The organism is Halomonas sp. KM-1, from assembly GCF_000246875.1.
Lineage (GTDB): Bacteria > Pseudomonadota > Gammaproteobacteria > Pseudomonadales > Halomonadaceae > Halomonas > Halomonas aerodenitrificans.
This window is the reverse complement of record NZ_BAEU01000050.1, coordinates 1-16,076: the sequence shown is the minus strand read 5'-3', so window position 1 is coordinate 16,076 and position 16,076 is coordinate 1. Positions and strand designations below refer to the sequence as shown.

At 67.1% G+C, this 16,076-nt stretch carries 15 protein-coding genes and 1 pseudogene; 7 read left to right on the top strand and 9 right to left on the bottom strand.

The genetic code is table 11. The features are described 5' to 3' along the window. The 5 genes from B8115_RS04880 to B8115_RS04860 form a co-directional block, all read left to right on the top strand. The coding region (locus B8115_RS04880) for a His/Gly/Thr/Pro-type tRNA ligase C-terminal domain-containing protein (protein ID WP_026037892.1) at window positions 1-361 on the top strand (361 nt) is incomplete at its 5' end. A 34-nt stretch (window positions 362-395) separates the two neighbouring features. Then, the gene (locus B8115_RS04875) at window positions 396-1,040 is read left to right on the top strand and encodes a tetratricopeptide repeat protein (RefSeq protein ID WP_010626637.1); all 645 of its coding nucleotides are present in this window, start codon (window positions 396-398) and stop codon (window positions 1,038-1,040) included. Next, complete coding sequence (gene bamB / locus B8115_RS04870) at window positions 1,037-2,203, top strand: outer membrane protein assembly factor BamB (RefSeq protein ID WP_010626636.1); 1,167 nt, start codon at window positions 1,037-1,039, stop codon at window positions 2,201-2,203. Before B8115_RS04875 ends, bamB begins: the two co-directional genes overlap by 4 nt. Continuing rightward, window positions 2,200-3,603, top strand: coding sequence for a ribosome biogenesis GTPase Der (der, locus tag B8115_RS04865; RefSeq protein WP_010626635.1), 1,404 nt, complete (start codon window positions 2,200-2,202; stop codon window positions 3,601-3,603). Before bamB ends, der begins: the two co-directional genes overlap by 4 nt. 107 nt (window positions 3,604-3,710) lie before the next feature. After that, entirely contained in the window at window positions 3,711-4,349 is a 639-nt protein-coding gene (locus B8115_RS04860) for a hypothetical protein (protein ID WP_010626634.1), read from the top strand. Here B8115_RS04860 and B8115_RS04855 read toward each other — a convergent pair whose 3' ends face one another. Then, window positions 4,350-5,234, bottom strand: a complete 885-nt coding sequence (locus tag B8115_RS04855; RefSeq protein ID WP_010626633.1) for an ATP-binding protein — start codon at window positions 5,232-5,234, stop codon at window positions 4,350-4,352. It abuts the gene before it with no gap. Window positions 5,235-5,353: 119 nt separating this feature from the next. Here B8115_RS04855 and B8115_RS04850 point away from each other — a divergent pair, with 119 nt between their 5' ends. Together B8115_RS04850 and B8115_RS04845 are read left to right on the top strand one after the other, a co-directional pair. Continuing rightward, window positions 5,354-6,154, top strand: a complete 801-nt coding sequence (locus tag B8115_RS04850; protein ID WP_010626632.1) for a M48 family metallopeptidase — start codon at window positions 5,354-5,356, stop codon at window positions 6,152-6,154. A gap of 57 nt (window positions 6,155-6,211) precedes the next feature. After that, window positions 6,212-6,472 (top strand): hypothetical protein, encoded by a 261-nt coding sequence (locus B8115_RS04845; RefSeq protein WP_010626631.1) that lies wholly within the window; start codon window positions 6,212-6,214, stop codon window positions 6,470-6,472. A 109-nt stretch (window positions 6,473-6,581) separates the two neighbouring features. On the opposite strand, the gene B8115_RS04840 is transcribed toward B8115_RS04845, so the two are convergent. The 8 genes and pseudogenes from B8115_RS04840 to B8115_RS04805 form a co-directional block, all read right to left on the bottom strand. Then, complete coding sequence (locus B8115_RS04840) at window positions 6,582-8,882, bottom strand: ABC transporter ATP-binding protein (protein WP_010626630.1); 2,301 nt, start codon at window positions 8,880-8,882, stop codon at window positions 6,582-6,584. Then, a complete protein-coding gene (locus B8115_RS04835) occupies window positions 8,879-10,621 on the bottom strand; it encodes an ABC transporter permease subunit (RefSeq protein ID WP_010626629.1) in 1,743 nt (580 codons plus the stop codon). The genes B8115_RS04840 and B8115_RS04835 overlap by 4 nt, the downstream gene beginning before the upstream one ends. Continuing rightward, window positions 10,618-11,598 (bottom strand): ABC transporter permease, encoded by a 981-nt coding sequence (locus B8115_RS04830; RefSeq protein WP_010626628.1) that lies wholly within the window; start codon window positions 11,596-11,598, stop codon window positions 10,618-10,620. Before B8115_RS04830 ends, B8115_RS04835 begins: the two co-directional genes overlap by 4 nt. Before the next feature lie 81 nt (window positions 11,599-11,679). Beyond that, window positions 11,680-13,299, bottom strand: a complete 1,620-nt coding sequence (locus B8115_RS04825; protein ID WP_010626627.1) for an ABC transporter substrate-binding protein — start codon at window positions 13,297-13,299, stop codon at window positions 11,680-11,682. A 106-nt stretch (window positions 13,300-13,405) separates the two neighbouring features. Further along, complete coding sequence (gene aroE / locus B8115_RS04820) at window positions 13,406-14,245, bottom strand: shikimate dehydrogenase (protein WP_010626626.1); 840 nt, start codon at window positions 14,243-14,245, stop codon at window positions 13,406-13,408. Further along, the gene (gene hemF / locus B8115_RS04815; RefSeq protein ID WP_010626625.1) at window positions 14,242-15,177 is read right to left on the bottom strand and encodes an oxygen-dependent coproporphyrinogen oxidase; all 936 of its coding nucleotides are present in this window, start codon (window positions 15,175-15,177) and stop codon (window positions 14,242-14,244) included. The genes aroE and hemF overlap by 4 nt, the downstream gene beginning before the upstream one ends. Window positions 15,178-15,209: 32 nt before the next feature. Next, the gene (locus tag B8115_RS04810) at window positions 15,210-15,767 is read right to left on the bottom strand and encodes an L-threonylcarbamoyladenylate synthase (protein WP_010626624.1); all 558 of its coding nucleotides are present in this window, start codon (window positions 15,765-15,767) and stop codon (window positions 15,210-15,212) included. A gap of 76 nt (window positions 15,768-15,843) precedes the next feature. After that, window positions 15,844-16,076 (bottom strand): annotated as a pseudogene (locus tag B8115_RS04805) (DNA-protecting protein DprA); the annotation flags it as partial.

Below are 16,076 nucleotides of genomic sequence, written 5' to 3'. Positions count from 1 at the left end.
GGTGCTGCTGCTCGAGACCCTGGAGCTGGTGCCCGACTCCGCCCTGGGCGAGCTGGACCTCTACGTGCTGCCCATGGATGATGTCGCCACCACCCAGGCCATGCTGCTTGCAGAAAGGATCAGAAGCGAGCTGCCCGAGCTGCGCCTGCAGCTGCACTGCGGCGGCGGCAGCTTCAAGAGCCGGATCAAGAAGGCCGACAAGAGCGGTGCCCGCCTGGCCCTGCTGTTGGGCGAAGACGAACTGGAGGCAGGCCGCGCCACGCTGAAATTCCTGCGCGAGGAGCGCGAGCAGATGAGCCTGGACCAGGGCGCTCTGATCGACACCCTCGCCAGCATGACGGCGAGCGACGAGCGCGCCTGATCGAACCGCATATTGCAGTAAAAGGAGACCGCCCGTGGCGGAGCTGAGAACCGAAGAAGAGCAGCTGGAAGCCATCAAGCGCTGGTGGAAGGAGAACGGCACGGCGCTGATCGCCGGTGTCGCCATCGCCATTGCCGGCGTGGTCGGCTGGAACGCCTGGCAGAACCATCAGGAAAACCAGTCGGCATCGGCCTCCATGCGCTACCAGCACCTGGTCAATCTGACCGACAGCGGCGAGATCGATGAAGCCCGCAGCCTGGTCGCCGAGATCACCGACAACCACGGTCGCACTCTGTATGCCGACCTGGCGCGCTTGATCGACGCCCGCCTGGCCGTGGAGGCCGGCGACCTCGACGCCGCCCGCGCTGTGCTCGAAGGCGTGATCGAATCCAGCAACCGCGACTACGTGCAGGGCCTGGCGCGGCTGCGTCTGGCCAGACTGCAGGTGGCCGCTGGCGATGCCGAAGCCGCCCTGGACACGCTGGCGCGGGACATCCCGGCAGCCCTCGCCGCCCAGCAGGCCGACGTGCGCGGCGACGCCCTGCACAGCGTGGGACGCACCGACGAAGCCCGTCAGGCCTGGCAGGAAGCGCTTGCCGTCGCCGAACAACGCAATCAGCCGATCTATGGCGTCCAGCTCAAGCTCGACGACCTGGGCGCCGAAGAGGCCACGCTATGAAGACGACTCTCGCTCGCAAGACCACTCTCGCTCTGGTCGCCACGCTGACCCTCGGCCTGCTGGCCGGCTGCGCCAACCGCTCGGAACCGCGCTACACCCCCAAGGAGCTGCAGCGCTTCGAGGCCCGCGCCGAGCTGCGCAGCGACTGGCGCCAGCGCGTGGGGCAAGGCCTCGGCCGCGCCGTCTACCCCATTTCGCCCACTCTCGACGGTGGGGTGATCTATGCCGCCGACGAGCGCGGCCGACTCATGGCGGTGGCAGCCGACAGCGGTGAGCGGCGCTGGCAGACCGACCTCGAGGTCGGCGTATCCAGCGGTCTGACGGCGGCGGCCGGGCAGATCTATCTGGGCACCCGCAACGGCGAAGTGCTCGCGGTGAGTCAGGCCGACGGCGAGGTCACCTGGCGCTCGCGTGTCGCCAGCGAAGTACTGGCCGCGCCCCAGCCCAACCAGCAGCTCCTCGTGGTACAGAGCGTGGACGGCACCGTCACCGCGCTGGATCGGCGTACCGGTCAGGAGCGCTGGGTGTACAACACCACCGAACCGGCCCTTACCCTGCGCGGCACCGGCACCCCGTCGGTGATCGATCCGGTCACCTTCGTCGGCTTTGCCAGCGGCCGCCTGACCACGCTGGACAACCGCAGCGGTCAACCGCTGTGGGAGCGTCGTATCGCCGTACCCCGCGGACGCAGCGAAATCGACCGCATGGTCGATCTCGGCGGCCAGCCCGTGCTGACCCCCGACGGCCGGCTGTTCGTGGCCAGCTACAACGGACGCCTGACCGCCCTCGATGCGACCAGCGGTGAAACGCTGTGGGAGCGCGATCACTCCAGCTATCAGACCCCGGTGCTGGTGGGCGATCGCCTGTTCACCGTCAGCGAGGCCAGCCATGTGACGGCCTTCGACGCCCGCACCGGCGAGGAAGTGTGGCGCAACCGCGACCTCGAGGGTCGCTGGCTGACCTCTCCCGCCTTCGCCGACGGCAACCTGGTGGTGGGCGACTTCGAGGGCTACATCCACCTGATCGACATTCAGAACGGTCGCTTCACCGCGCGTACCCGGGTCGACAGTTCCGGCATCAGCGTGCGTCCGGTCACCGATTTCCGACGTCTCTACGTGCTGACCAATAACGGCCGCCTGGAGGCCCTGGAAATTACCCGATGACACCTGTGATCGCCCTGGTTGGCCGCCCCAATGTGGGCAAGTCGACGCTGTTCAACCGCCTGACCCGCAGCCGGGATGCCCTGGTGGCCGACTTCCCGGGGCTTACCCGCGACCGCAAGTACGGTAACGGCATGCTGGGTGACAAGGCCTATACGGTGATCGACACCGGCGGCATCAGCGGCGACGAGGAGGGTATCGATGCGGCCATGGCCGAGCAGTCGCTGGCCGCCATCGACGAAGCCGACATCGTGCTGTTCCTGGTCGATGCCCGCGCCGGACTGAATGTCGCCGACGAAGCGATTGCCAACCACCTGCGGGTCAACCAGAAGAAGACCTGGCTGGTGGTGAACAAGACCGACGGCCTGGAAGAGCACTCGGCCATGGCCGATTTCTGGCAGTTGGGCCTGGGCGACCCGCGTCCCATCGCTGCCGCCCACGGCCGCAACGTCACCAGCCTGATCGAGGAAGTGCTGGCGCCCTTCCCCGAGCGCGACCTGAGCATCCCGGCGGATACCGGCACCAAGGGCATCCGCATCGGCGTAATCGGCCGACCCAACGTGGGCAAGTCGACCCTGGTCAATCGCCTGCTCGGCGAAGAGCGGGTGGTGGTATTCGACGAGGCCGGCACCACCCGTGATGCCATCGAGATCCCCTTCGAGCGGCGCGGCAAGCCCTACGTGCTGATCGATACCGCCGGCGTGCGGCGGCGCAAGAACGTCAGCGAGATCGCCGAGAAGTTCTCGATCATCAAGACACTGGAGGCGATCAAGGAGTGCCATGTCGCGATCATGGTGCTCGACGCCCGCTCGGGCCTGGTGGAGCAGGATCTGCATCTGCTCGACTACGTGCTCACCACCGGGCGTGCCCTGGTGCTGGCGGTCAACAAGTGGGACGGCCTGGAGCACGAGGCCAAGGAGAAGATGCGCGCCGACATCAAGCGTCGGCTGGGCTTCGCCGACTACGCCGACCTGCACTTCATCTCGGCCCTGCACGGCACCGCCGTGGGTGACCTCTATCCCTCCATCGAGCGCGCCTTTGCCTCGGCCAACAGCCACTGGTCGACCAACCGTCTTACCACCCTGCTGCAGGATGCCGTCAGCCAGCATCCGCCGCCGCTGGTGCATGGGCGACGGATCAAGCTGCGCATGGCCCACCAGGGCGGCAGCAACCCGCCGATCATCGTGGTTCACGGCAACCAGACCGAAGCGCTGCCCGAGTCCTACAAACGCTTCCTGACCAATACGTTCCGCAAGGTGCTCAAGGTTCGCGGCACCCCGATTCGCTTCGAGTTTCGCTCTGGCAACAACCCCTTCGACCCGCTGGCCGGTGCCAGCGACCGGGAGAAAGCCAAGCAGCGCGAGCTGGGACGCACTCGGGCCGCACGCAACAAACGCCGCTGATGCCTGTCAAAGCGCCCGATCGCCAGATCGGGCGTATTGCCACCCGCTCCCTGGTCTACCCTGCTACCTACCCTTAGCTTTAGTCGTTCATCCAACAGGAGGAACCGATGTTCCTGAGTCGCGTGTCGTCGTTCTTGCTGCCGCGTCGCCGTTGGCGCCTGCTGGCCCCGCTGAGCCTGTCCTTGCTGCTTGCCGGCTGCCTGGCCCTGCCCCAGACCGGCCTTTTCGCCTTCCGCCTGGCCGTGACATCGCTGGGTGTGGAAGACGTGCGGATCGGCCCCTACTCGATCCAGGCCGGTCTCGACACCAGCGACGTGGCCTCGCTGATCGCTTCCAGCCTCGGTGCGGGCAGCCTGCCGGTGCAGGCCACCCTGGCCATGGGGCTGGCGCTGCCCGTCGGCATGCCGGCAGTGGAGATGTCGGGGTTCCGCTGGACCCTGGACGTGCCCGGCGCCGATCCGGTCAGCGGCAACTATCAGCAGGACGTGACGCTGACCTCGGGTGACGACACCCGCCTGCGCCTACCGGTGGAATTCGACGTGCTGGCCACCGACCGCCGCCGCCTGGCCCCCATGGTGGAACTGGCCACCCAACTGGCAAGCCAGGGCGAGCTGCCGGCAGGCAGTGAGCTCGCCATCACCCCGGGCAGCCTGCGCGGCCTGGGCGTGACCCTGCCCGCCGGCCTCTTTACGCCGACCCTGCGCTTTGCCGTGGGGCAGGATGGCGAGCTGACTCCCCAGCGCTGATCACTCGCCCTGCCGGCGCCCAGCTTCATGCAGCCGCCGGCGCCCGACCCACTGGCAGGCGAACTGCCAGGCTCCTCTGCCGCTGCGTCCGCCGCGCAGGGTGGCGTAGCGGATCGCCTCGGCACGCGCCTCGGCGTCCCAGTCCTTGGCGCTGCCCAGGTGCGTGACCCAGTGGCAACAGGCTTCCAGATAGGTGTCCTGGCTGAAGGGGTAGAAGCCCAGCCACAGGCCGAAACGGTCGGAGAGCGAGATCTTCTCCTCCACCGCATCACCGTGGTGAAGCTCCTCCCCCACCAGGCGCGAACCTTCGTTGTCGGCCATGGACTCCGGGAGCAGGTGGCGACGGTTCGATGTGGCGTAGAGCAGCACGTTCTCGGGCGGGCCGGTGAGCGCACCGTCGAGCACGCTCTTGAGCGCCTTGTAGGCGTCGTCGTGGCCCTCGAAGGAGAGGTCGTCGCAATACACCACGAAGCGCTGCGGCTGAAGGCGCAGTTGCTCGACCAGCATGGGCAGGCCAGCCAGATCGTGGCGGTCGACCTGCACCAGGCGCAGCCCCTCCGGGGCCAGACTGTTGAGCAGCGCACGAATCAACGACGACTTGCCGCTGCCGCGTGAGCCCCACAGCAGCGCATGGTTGGCCGGCAAGCCCTGTAGAAAGGCGCGGGTATTGTCGACCAGCGCCAGCTTCTGGCGCTCGATGCCCAGCAGGTCGTCGAGGGTGAGGCTATCCCGTGGCGGCACCGGCAACAAGCGGCCGCCCAGCACGCGGCGCTGCCACAGTGCAGCCACATCACGTGACCAGTCGACCTCTTGCGGGGCGGGCGGCAGCCAGTGCTCCACGTGATCCAGCAGGCGGCCAAGGCGTCTGCTCAGCTCGGCATCCATCGGTATCTCCTTGGAAGTTCCACGGTTCGTGGTTGACGTTGCGTCGTTACGGGGTATCTTGTGGCGAACCGTCACCGACGTCCAGGGTCTCAAGGGATCTGAAGAACGAGGAATCGAACATGCGCTGGATTCGTTATGCTGCCGTGGCCGCCCTGGCCCTGACCCTAACTGCTTGTACCACCTCGCCTACCGGCCGCCAGCAGCTCACGCTGGTGTCGGATGCACAGCTCAATCAGATGGGCCGCGAGGCCTTCGAGCAGTACCAGCAAGACCTGCCGGCCGCCGGCCAGGCCGAACAGCGCTATGCCCAGTGCATCGCCAATGCCCTGATCACCGTGCTGCCGGAGCGCGAGCGCGACCAGGACTGGCAGATCCGCGTGTTCGAATCGGAGCAGGCCAACGCCTTCGCCCTGCCCGGCGGCTACATGGGCATCAATACCGGCCTGCTGCGGGTTGCCCGCAACCAGGATCAGGTCGCCGCCGTGGTGGGTCACGAGATCGGCCACGTGCTGGCCCGCCACGCCAACGAGCGCGTCTCTACCCAGACCTCGACCCAGTTGGCGCTGTCGGTACTGGGGTCCGCGGCAGGCCTGCAGGGCCCTGGCGGCGAGCAGCTGATGGGTGCGCTGGGCCTCGGCGCCCAATACGGCATCATGCTGCCCTTCTCGCGTCGCCACGAAACCGAGGCCGACATCATCGGCGTGCGGCTGATGGCGGATGCCGGCTTCGACCCGCGCGCCAGCCTCGACCTGTGGGACAACATGAGCGCCGAGGGCGGCGCCCGTCCACCGGCCTGGATGTCCACTCACCCCAGCCACGGCCAGCGCACTCAGGTGCTGCAGCAGGAGATGGACGGTGCCCTGACCCGCTATGAACAGGCGCGCCAGGCGGGAAGGCAGCCTAACTGCCAGCGCCCCTAGAGAAACACCGATGTATTGCTGCGCCACCTGAAAGCCCCGTAGACGACTGGAAAACGAATGCTGAGACTAGGACTGCTGCTGTTGACCCTGCCCATCCTCGTACTGATGGGCCTCTACTTCTGGGAACTAAGCAGCGTGCGTGAATGCACCCTTATCCAGGGCGGCTACTGGGACTACCTCGACGGCGTGTGCCGCTCCACCCCGCAGCCCTTCGTGCCCTGGGTGGAACGTCAGCCCTGGCTGGTCAACGGCGGCATGCTGCTGTCGGTGGCCGGTGTGGTGCTGTGCATGGCGGGGCTCTACGTCAAGCGACGCTGACGTTGATCGACCGCGCAGGGCGCGCCCCTGCGCGGTACTCACCTGTCCAGGAGCGACCCGCTCCTACGACTCTCCCCTTCGGCTCGTTCCGCGACCGATAGCTCCAGCGCTACTCGTAGAGATAGCACGCCACCGAATGCTGATCGGCGACTTGCCGCCGCTGGGGCGAAGCCTGTGCCTGGAAGCGCACGCTAAGGGCTCCCTCTCCGCCACGCTCGATGCGGCCGGCTTCGGCCAGCGCCGGATGCTTGGCCCGCATCACTTCGATCAGCTCGCGCTCCGCGGCCTCGTCACTCCCCCCACGCACCTGCAGGTGCACGTCTAGCCCTGCCACCTCGGCGCTACCCAGATGCTCGATCTCACGCCCGGCGATTCGCCACTCGCTCAGAGCGGTGATCACATCGCGCCCTTCCCAGCCGCAGTGGGCCATGGCCCGGGGGCAGCGGGTATGGAAATGGCAGCCGTTGGGCGGCTCCACCGCGCTGGGAATCTCCCCGGCACTCTCCAAGGGCGGTTTGACCACGCTGGGGTCCGGCTCGGGACTCGCCTCCAACAGCAGTTGGGTGTAGGGGTGCTTGCGCTCGCGCACCACCTGTTCGGTAGGCCCCACCTCGACGATCTCGCCTAGGTACATGATCGCCGTGCGATCCGCCACGTAGCGGATGGTCGGCAGGTCATGGCTGACGTAGACGAAGGAGATGCCCAGTTCGTTGCGAAAGCGGTGCATCAGGTTGAGCACCCCGGCGCGGATCGAGACGTCGAGCATCGACACCGGCTCGTCAGCGACGATGAAGCGCGGCTCGAGCACGATGGCCCGGGCGATGGCGACCCGCTGGCGCTGGCCGCCGGAGAGCTCGTGGGGAAAGCGCTCGGCATACACCTCAGCCGGCTTGAGCCCGGCCCGCTCCAGCGCCTCGACCACCTTGTGCCGCAGCGCCTCGCCCTCGGCCAGGCGATGGATGATCAGCGGCTCGGCGACGATGTCGAAGATGGTGAAACGCGGGTTGAGCGTCTGGTAGGGGTCCTGAAAGATCATCTGCGCCCGACGCCGGAACGTCTTCAGCTCGCGTCCGCTGAGCTGGGCGATGTCGGCGCCCTCGAAGCGAATCTCTCCCGCGGTGACGTCGAGCAGCCGCACCAGCATCTCGCCAGTGGTGGTCTTGCCCGAGCCCGACTCGCCGGCCAGGCCCAGGATCTCACCTTCACGCAGGTCGAAGGAGATACCGTCGACGGCATGCACCTTGCGGTCCTTGTTGCGACCACGCAATCCATCGAGGAAGCCCTGTTCCACCGGAAAGTGCTTCTTGAGCTCCGCCACTTCGAGCAGCAGCGGAGAATCGGCATCCAGGTGCTCGATGGAGCCGGCGCCCTGCACCGGCTCGTTCAGGCGCTCCCCGACCACCACCCAGGTCTCGTTGAGCGCCGCCTTGACGCGGAAGGCCTCGGCCTGGTCAGGGTAGTGGCAGGCCGACTGGCGATCCGGGCCGACGCTGTGCAGTGGTGGCGTCTCACGCACGCAGCGCTCGGTGGCAAAGGGGCAGCGCTCGGCGAAGCGACAGCCGGCCGGCGGATGGAGCAGGTCGGGCGGGCTGCCGGGGATCGAGATCAGTTCGCGCTGGGCGCCCTCCAGGGTCGGGAAGGCATTGGTCAGGCCCATAGTGTAGGGATGGAACGGCGTGCCGAATACCTCCCGCACCGGCCCGGTCTCCATGATGTGGCCGCCGTACATCACCGCCACCCGATCACAGGTCTGTACCACCACCGAGATGTCGTGGGTGATGAACAAGAGCCCCATGCCGCGCTCGCGGCGCAGCTTGGAGAGCCGCGCCAGGATCTGCGCCTGGGTCACCACGTCGAGCGCGGTGGTCGGCTCGTCGGCGATGATCAGCTTCGGGTCCAGCGCCAGGGCCATGGCGATCACCGCGCGCTGCTTCATGCCACCGCTCATCTCGTGTGGGTAGGCGGAGAGCCGGCCCGGGTCGATGCCTACCGCGCGGAACAGCTCCTCGGCGTGGGCCCAGGCAGCTTTGCGGTCGATCTTGATGTGGGCACTCATCGCCTCGAGGATCTGATCGCCCACGGTGTAGACCGGGTCCAGCGCGTTCATCGCCGCCTGGGAGATCCAGGCGATCTCCTTCCAGCGCACCTTGCGCATGCTCTCTTCGTCGAGCGCCACCAGATCGCGCCCGTCGAAGTCGATGCGTCCGCGGGGCACCTCGCCGTTGGGCGGCAACAGCCGCAGCATCGCCTTGGCCGCGGTGGTCTTGCCGCAGCCGGATTCGCCCACCAGCCCCAGCGCCTCGCCGGGACGCAGGTCGAAGTGGATACCGTCCACGGCCTGGACCGGGCCCGCACCGGTGCGGTAGTGAATGGCCAGGTCCTCGACCTTCAGCAGTCGTTGATCGGTCATCGGCGTGCCCTCAAACGTGGGTTGGCGACCAGCTCCAGCGAGCGGGAGATGAAGAACACGGAGAGCACCGTGATCATGATGAACAGCCCCGGCGGCAGGTTCCACCACCAGGCGTCGCGCCAGGCACCGGAGAGCCGCGCATTGTGCAGAATGCCACCCCAGGAGATCGACTGGGGCGGCCCTAGGCCGAGGAACGAGAGCGTGGCCTCGGCGATGATCGACACCCCGACGATGATGGCCAGCTCGAGGAACACCAGCGGCATCACGTTGGGGAAGATGTGCAGATACATGATGCGCAGGTCCGAGGCACCGGCCACCCGCGCCGCCTTGACGAAGGGACGCTCGCGCAGGCTGAGCACCTGGGAGCGGATCAGCCGCGCCACGGTGCGCCAGGTGAGCAGCGACACGGCAAGGATGACGATCAGCAGGCTCGGCTCGAACAGCAGCACCAGAATCAGCGCGAAGGGCTCGAAAGGGATGCCGTACATGACGTCGACGGTACGCATCAGCACGGTCTCGGTGCGGCCGCGGAAGTAGCCGGCAATGAGCCCCACGTTGGCGCCGATCAGCACCACCAGGGCGGCGCCGATGAAGCCCACCAGCAGGGCGATGCGTGAGCCGTGGACGTTCTGGCTGTAGAGGTCGCGGCCGAGGTGATCGGTGCCGAACCAGTGCTCACCGGAAGGCGGCGCCAAGCGGTTGACGAAGCGGTCCGAGCCCAGCGCGAAGTAGTCCTCCCCGGTAACCATCAAGGCCCGCAGATGACGCTCCTCCTCGCTGGGCACTAGGCGCCACTCGTCGGCCTCGCGCTCGAATACGATACCGCTGCGCCCCACGGCGAAAGCGTGGCCCTCGTCGGTGACCCAGCCGGCGCGCATGGCGCGGGAATCCGGCGAGTCCTGACTCTGCCAGCGCTCGCCCACGGCGCTGCGCGAGAGCAGCGTGCCGCGTTCGCCGACGATCAGGCCGTGACCGCTTTCGGCCAGGTGGATGTGGTTGAGGTCACGATTGGTGGGCAGCCGCTCCAGCGAAAGGCTGTCGTCGTCCGGGTCGAGGCGCAGGGTCAGGCCGCGCTCGCCCACCATCCAGGCGCTGCCGTCCGCATCCAGCGCCACCGAGTTGAGCCTCATGCCGCGCCCCAGCGGGCTTTCCAGCGCCTCGAACTCGCCGCTGGCAACGTCCAGGCGCAGGATCGTCTCGTCGACGCCCACCAGCAGCGCCGTGGCGTCGTCGAGCCAGGTCACGCCGGTCAAGGCCACTGACACCGGTGCCTCGATGGGCAGCCACTCGCTGCCTGCGGCGGCATCGTCGAGCAGGGCGATGTTGCCACCCACGCCCACCGCCAGCGCAACACCACCGGGGGCTATGGCGACGTCGATCAGGGTCGTGGGCAGCGGGGCCTCGAGCTCGGCCCACTCGCCGTCGCGATAGCGCCAGGTGGCGCCGTCACGCCCCACGGCCAGCCCCACGCCGTCGCGATAGTCCGCCGCGTTGAGGGTGCGCTCGCCGAGCGCGGGCAGCTGTACCCAGCGCGGGCGCTCGCCGTCGACGCTGCGCGCCAGCAGCGAGCCCTCTTCGCGCTCGTTCACCGCCAGCGGCTCATGGGTGGAGAGAAACGGCGCGAACAGCGCCATGCAGATGATCGACAACAGCACCACGACGCCCACCAGGGAGAGGCGATCGCCGATCATCGCGCGCAGCGGTTCCTGCGCGCTCTTGAGTATGCGGGATCCGATCATTTGAAGCTCACCCTCGGGTCAAGCATGGTGTAGAGAATGTCCACCAGCAGGTTGAGCGTGACCACGAAGGCCGCCATCACCAGGAAACTGGCCTGGGCCAGGGGGAAGTCCGAGGTGCGCACCGAGTTGAGGATCTCGCGCCCCAGCCCCGGCCAGGAGAACACCACCTCCACCACCACCTGACCGCCGGCGGCCAGGCCCACGGTCACCGCCAGTTGAGTCACCACCGGCAGCAGCGCGTTGCGCGCGGCGTGGGCGTAGAGGATACGCCGCTCCGGCAGGCCCTTGGCGCGGGCCATCTCGATGAAGTCCTCGCCGTACACCTCGAGCATGGTGTTGCGCATGATCAGCAGCGGCGAGCCCAGGTAGTAGAGCGCTACCACCAGCGCCGGCAGGATCAGGTGGTGCAGGAAGTCGAGGGTGAAGATCTTGTCGAAGAAGCCCGTAGCCTCGTAGGGCAAGGTGCGCATGCCGCTGGTGGGCAGCCAGCCCAAGGCGATGCCGAATACCAGAATGGCGATCATGCCGGTCCAGAACATCGGCGCCGAACGGAACATCAGACCGACGAAGATGCCGGTGGTGTCGGTACGGCTGCCGCGACGCCAGGAGAGCCAGGCCCCCAGCGGCACGCCCACGGCGTAGGCCAGCAGGATCGCCGGCAACATCAGCACCATGGTGTTGCCGAGCCGTTCCCAGATGATGTCGGCCACCGGTGCGCGGTAGTGGAAGGAGTAGCCGAAATCGCCCTGCAGGATGTTGGCCAGGTAGATGAAGTACTGCTCCCAGATCGGCCGGTCGAGACCGAAGCTGGCGCGGATGCGCTCGCGCTCCTCGGGGCTCAGGCCCTCGGTGATCAGAGCGGCGGTGGGGTCGGGCAGCCCCAGGCGGAACAGGAAGAACAGCATGGTGGCGATGATGAACAGCGCCATCAGGCCGTGCAGCACACGGCGTATCAGGTAGCTTCTGCGTGACGACATGGAAGACTCGCTCTTGACGACTGGCACTCCCTCTCACCGCCTTGTGAGCGGTGAGAGGGAAACCTACGGCTCGGAAAAGGCTTACCTGACCAGGCGGCCTTCGTCGTCCCAGGAGTAACCGGCTTCCTCGAGCTCGGCCCGGGCAGCCTCCATGTCGAAGTCGAAGCGCTCGACGAAGGGGTCGTGCCAGAAGGTATTGACCGGCGCGATCACGCTGGAGCCCACCTCGCCACGACCGTCGAGCAGCACGTTGACCATGCGCTCGCGGTCGGTGGCCATGGTCAGGGCACGGCGCACGGCGCGGTCGTCGAACGGCTCGCGACGCAGGTTGTAGGTCATGTGGAAGTAGCCGAAATCGGGCACGTTGACCACGGTGAGGTGGTCCTCGCCCTCGGCCAGGCCGATCTGGCCGGGCTCCATGCGCCAGGCGGTGACGTCGATCTGGCCGGTCTGCAGGCCGGTGTAGACGCCCTCCATGTCGGCGTAGATGATGAACTCGACGCCATCCGCGGCAATCTCGTCAGCGTGGAAGTGCTCCTCGAACTTGCTCAGCGCCATGAACTCGCCGCGATCGAAGCGCTCGTGCACGAAGGGCCCGGAGCCGACGGTGGGAATCTGCGAGGGCGAGAGCGTCGAAGCGTCCTCGATCTCCTCCCACAGATGTTTGGGCAGGATCGGGATCTGCGACAGCGAGATGCTGGCAAAGGAGGCCGAAGGCTCGCTCAGGTGAAAATGCACGGTATGTTCGTCGACCTGCTCGGCCCGCTCCAGCGCGGCCAGGTAAGAGTTGAAGTAGCTGTAGTCCTGGTCGAGATAGTAGTTCCAGGTGAAGGCGACGTCCTCGGCGGTGACCGGCTCGCCGTCATGAAAGGTCATGCCCTGGCGCAGGGTGACCGCCACGGTGTTGTCGTCGACCTGATCCACCGACTCGGCGGCCCAGGGCAGCGGCTCCACATCGGCGGAGAGACGTACCAGGCGATCGTAGTAGAGGCGCATCCACTTCCAGCCCCATACCGAGGTGGACGCCAGCGGGTTGAGGTTGTCCGGCTCCTGCGGGCCGCCGATACGCAGGATGGAACGATCGCCCACCGGGCGTGCCTCCATCGGCCCCCACTCGCTGTAGAGCCCCTCGCCGGCCATGGGGTTGATGCCTTCGAAGGCATCGTGATTGAACGCTACCACCTCATCGCGATGGAACAGCACGACGAGAGGCGCGTCGGGCTTGTAGAGCTCCTGCATCTCCTGAACGATACGCTGGCGCTCGTCCATGTCGAAGGCCTGAGACTGCTGGTCGAACAGCGCGTCGAACTCCGGATTCTCGTAGCCCCCCGGGTTGTTGCCGCCGAGATTGGACTGGCGTGAATCGAGAGTGCTGAGGAAGAACTGCGGATCGAGACGGTCGGTGCGCCCGCTCCAACCGAGAATGGTCGCGTCGAAGTCCTGCTGATCGTAGAAGCGCTCCAGCGCGGTGCTGAACTCGGTGGGCTGGACGTTGACCTCGAAGCCCAGTTCGCGCCAGCGCTCGGCGATGATGAAGGCAGCTTCGTAGCGGATGGGATCGTAGGACTCGGTGGTGGTCATCAGATTGATGGAAGCGACACGCTCCTGGGCCAGCACCTGGCCACCGGCTACCATTAGCCCCACGCTCACCGCAGCGGACACGAGCTTGATGGGCACTCCGGCCCTGATCTTGTTTTTCACTGTTTTTTCCTCGGATTGTAGTTGTTATTCATGCCGGAAGCGCAGCCCGGCATGAATATCTCCAACCCAACCTAGGAAGCAGCGTTGAAGGTGTCAACCCTGCGCTTCAACGCTTGTCCTGCAGCCGCTGCCTGAGAGTGTCCCGCACCGGCCCCGTCTCCGGACGCTTGTTGCGCCATAGGAAGAACGACTCCGCGGCCTGCTCCACCAGCATGCCGAGTCCGTCGATACCCCGCGCCCCACGGGCCTCGGCCCAGCACAGGAAGACGGTGGGTTCGGCGCCGTACATCATGTCGTAGGCGCTGGCTCCAGGAGCAAAAAGCGCATCGGGCAACGGCGGCAGCTCGCCGGAAAGACTGGCACTGGTACCGTTGACCACCAGGTCAAACGGCCCCACGACCGCCTCGAAACCGCCGCCATGGATCTCGCCCAGATCGGCGAAATCCGCCGCCAGCGCCGCGGCCTTGGCCGCCGTACGGTTGGCCACCTGCACACGTGCCGGTCGCATCGCCAGCAGCGGCTCCAGCACACCACGCACCGCACCACCCGCGCCGAGCACCAGGATACGGGCCCCTTCCAGTGCCACCCCATGGTGCTGAAGATCGCGCACCAGGCCGACTCCGTCGGTGGTATCGCCATAGGTCTTGAAATCATTGCTGAGGCCGTTCTTGCCCAGCACCAGCGTATTGACCGCCCCGGCCCGCTGAGCGCGCCGGCTCAGGGTATCGCAGAGCCGGAAGGCCTCCTCCTTGAACGGCACGGTGACATTGGCGCCGCGTCCGCCCTGGGCCACGAAGCGCTGCCAGGCGCCAGCGAAGTCGTCCAATGGCGCCTCGATGGCGGTGTACTCGAGCGCCTCGCCGGTCTGCGCAGCAAAAGCGGCGTGGATCAGCGGCGACTTCGAATGCGAGATGGGATTGCCGAAGACGCAGTAGCGGTTGGTCATGAAGAGACTCCTCCCCCTGCTATTTCCCCCAGCCAGTCGCGGGGGCGCAGATACTCCCGATACAAAACCTCTTCGGCGCTACCCGGCTCGGGCGTCCAGCCATACTCCCAGCGCGCCAGCGGCGGCATCGACATCAGGATCGATTCGGTACGCCCGCCGCTCTGCAGCCCGAACAGGGTGCCGCGGTCCCACACCAGGTTGAACTCCACGTAGCGGCCGCGACGGTAGAGCTGAAACTCGCGTTCGCGCTCGCTCCAGGGGGTGTCGCGCCGGCGCCGGACAATGGGCAGGTAGGCGTCGAGGAAGGCATCCCCCACCGCGCGCTGGAAGGCAAAGCAGCTATCGAAGTCCCACTCGTTGAAGTCGTCGAAGAACAGCCCGCCCACGCCGCGGGTCTCCTCGCGGTGCTTCAGGTAGAAGTACTCGTCGCACCAGGCCTTGAAGCGCGGGTAGACCTCGGCGCCGAAAGGGGCGCAGGCGTCGCGGGCCACCCGGTGCCAGTGCACCACGTCTTCGAGCACCGGATAGTAGGGGGTGAGATCGAAGCCGCCGCCGAACCACCACACCGGCGCCTCGCCCTCCTTCTCGGCAATGAAGAAACGCACGTTGCCGTGACTGGTCGGCACGTGTGGGTTCTCGGGGTGCAGCACCCAGGAGACGCCTACCGCATGGAAGCCGCGACCGGCCAGCTGAGGCCGGGCCGCGGTGGCCGAGGGCGGCAGCCGGTCACCGTAAACGTGGGAGAAGTTGACCCCGCCCTTCTCGAACACGCGACCGTGCTCCATCACCCGGGAACGGCCGCCACCGCCGGCCTCGCGCTGCCAGCTCTCCTCGCGGAAACCGGCGCCGCCGTCCTCGGTGGCCAGGCCGTCGCACAGCCGATCCTGCAGGTCGAGCAGGTAGGACTTCACCGTTTCGAGATTGGCTCGCACCGCGTCTCTCCTCGTCGCTGACTGGTCTAAGCCTAGGCCCGCAGCACCCGGCCGCTGCGCAGGTCGCGAATGGTACTGGGCCGGTCGAGCCCACCCAGCTCGCCTTCGACGATGGCATCCAGTTCGTCGCCGAAGATCTCGCGCACCTCGGCGGCGCTCATGGCCGAGGGTTCGCTGGCCTTGTTGGCCGAGGTCGAGACGATCGGCCCACCGTAGGCCTGACACAGAGCGATGACGCCGGGATGGTCGCTGACCCGCAGTGCCACGCACTCATGGGCGCCACGTACCAGCGCATGGGTACGCCCGTTGTCCGGCACCAGCCAGGTGTTGGGCCCCGGCCAGCTGGCGACCAGCGGCGCATGCAGCTCTGGCGGCAGCCCCTCGAGCCAGGGAGCGAACTGCGCGATGGAAGCGGCGATCAGAATCAGCCCCTTGGCCGGGTCGCGCTGCTTGAGCCGCAGCAAGCGTGCCACGGCCTCGTCGTTGTCGGGATCACAGCCCAGCCCCCAGACGCCTTCGGTGGGGTAGGCAATCACACCGCCATTACGCAGCGCGGCAACGGCGGCATCCAGTGTATCGGCCACGATCATGGGGTCTCCTGCGGGTAGTGCAACCGCCGCAGCCAGGTGGCCACAGCGATGCAAGAAGGTCGATATGCTAGCACGCTCAGGCCGTCTCCGGCAGGCGCACCCAGCCGCCCGGAGCCTGGGCGGCACGGCCCTCGAGTTCGAGCTCCAACAGACGGCGCTGACAGTCGGACACGCTCAGTCCGGTCAGGTTAACCAGGGCATCGAGGGGAGACGGCGAGTCGCTCAGCCAGCGCAACAGCGGATCGGCCACACTGCCCGCCTCGGCGCCAGACGCCTGGGATGCAACCACGGGAGCCACCACGGCCGCCC

Bases quoted from the DNA above. Each gene is read 5' to 3' on its own strand.
- B8115_RS04840 (WP_010626630.1), bottom strand. From the start codon at position 8,882: ATGACCGATCAACGACTGCTGAAGGTCGAGGACCTGGCCATTCACTAC.
- aroE (WP_010626626.1), bottom strand. From the start codon at position 14,245: ATGACCAACCGCTACTGCGTCTTCGGCAATCCCATCTCGCATTCGAAG.
- B8115_RS04810 (WP_010626624.1), bottom strand. From the start codon at position 15,767: ATGATCGTGGCCGATACACTGGATGCCGCCGTTGCCGCGCTGCGTAAT.
- B8115_RS04850 (WP_010626632.1), top strand. From the start codon at position 5,354: ATGCGCTGGATTCGTTATGCTGCCGTGGCCGCCCTGGCCCTGACCCTA.
- bamB (WP_010626636.1), top strand. From the start codon at position 1,037: ATGAAGACGACTCTCGCTCGCAAGACCACTCTCGCTCTGGTCGCCACG.
- B8115_RS04845 (WP_010626631.1), top strand. From the start codon at position 6,212: ATGCTGAGACTAGGACTGCTGCTGTTGACCCTGCCCATCCTCGTACTG.
- der (WP_010626635.1), top strand. From the start codon at position 2,200: ATGACACCTGTGATCGCCCTGGTTGGCCGCCCCAATGTGGGCAAGTCG.
- B8115_RS04830 (WP_010626628.1), bottom strand. From the start codon at position 11,598: ATGTCGTCACGCAGAAGCTACCTGATACGCCGTGTGCTGCACGGCCTG.
- B8115_RS04835 (WP_010626629.1), bottom strand. From the start codon at position 10,621: ATGATCGGATCCCGCATACTCAAGAGCGCGCAGGAACCGCTGCGCGCG.
- B8115_RS04855 (WP_010626633.1), bottom strand. From the start codon at position 5,234: ATGGATGCCGAGCTGAGCAGACGCCTTGGCCGCCTGCTGGATCACGTG.
- B8115_RS04860 (WP_010626634.1), top strand. From the start codon at position 3,711: ATGTTCCTGAGTCGCGTGTCGTCGTTCTTGCTGCCGCGTCGCCGTTGG.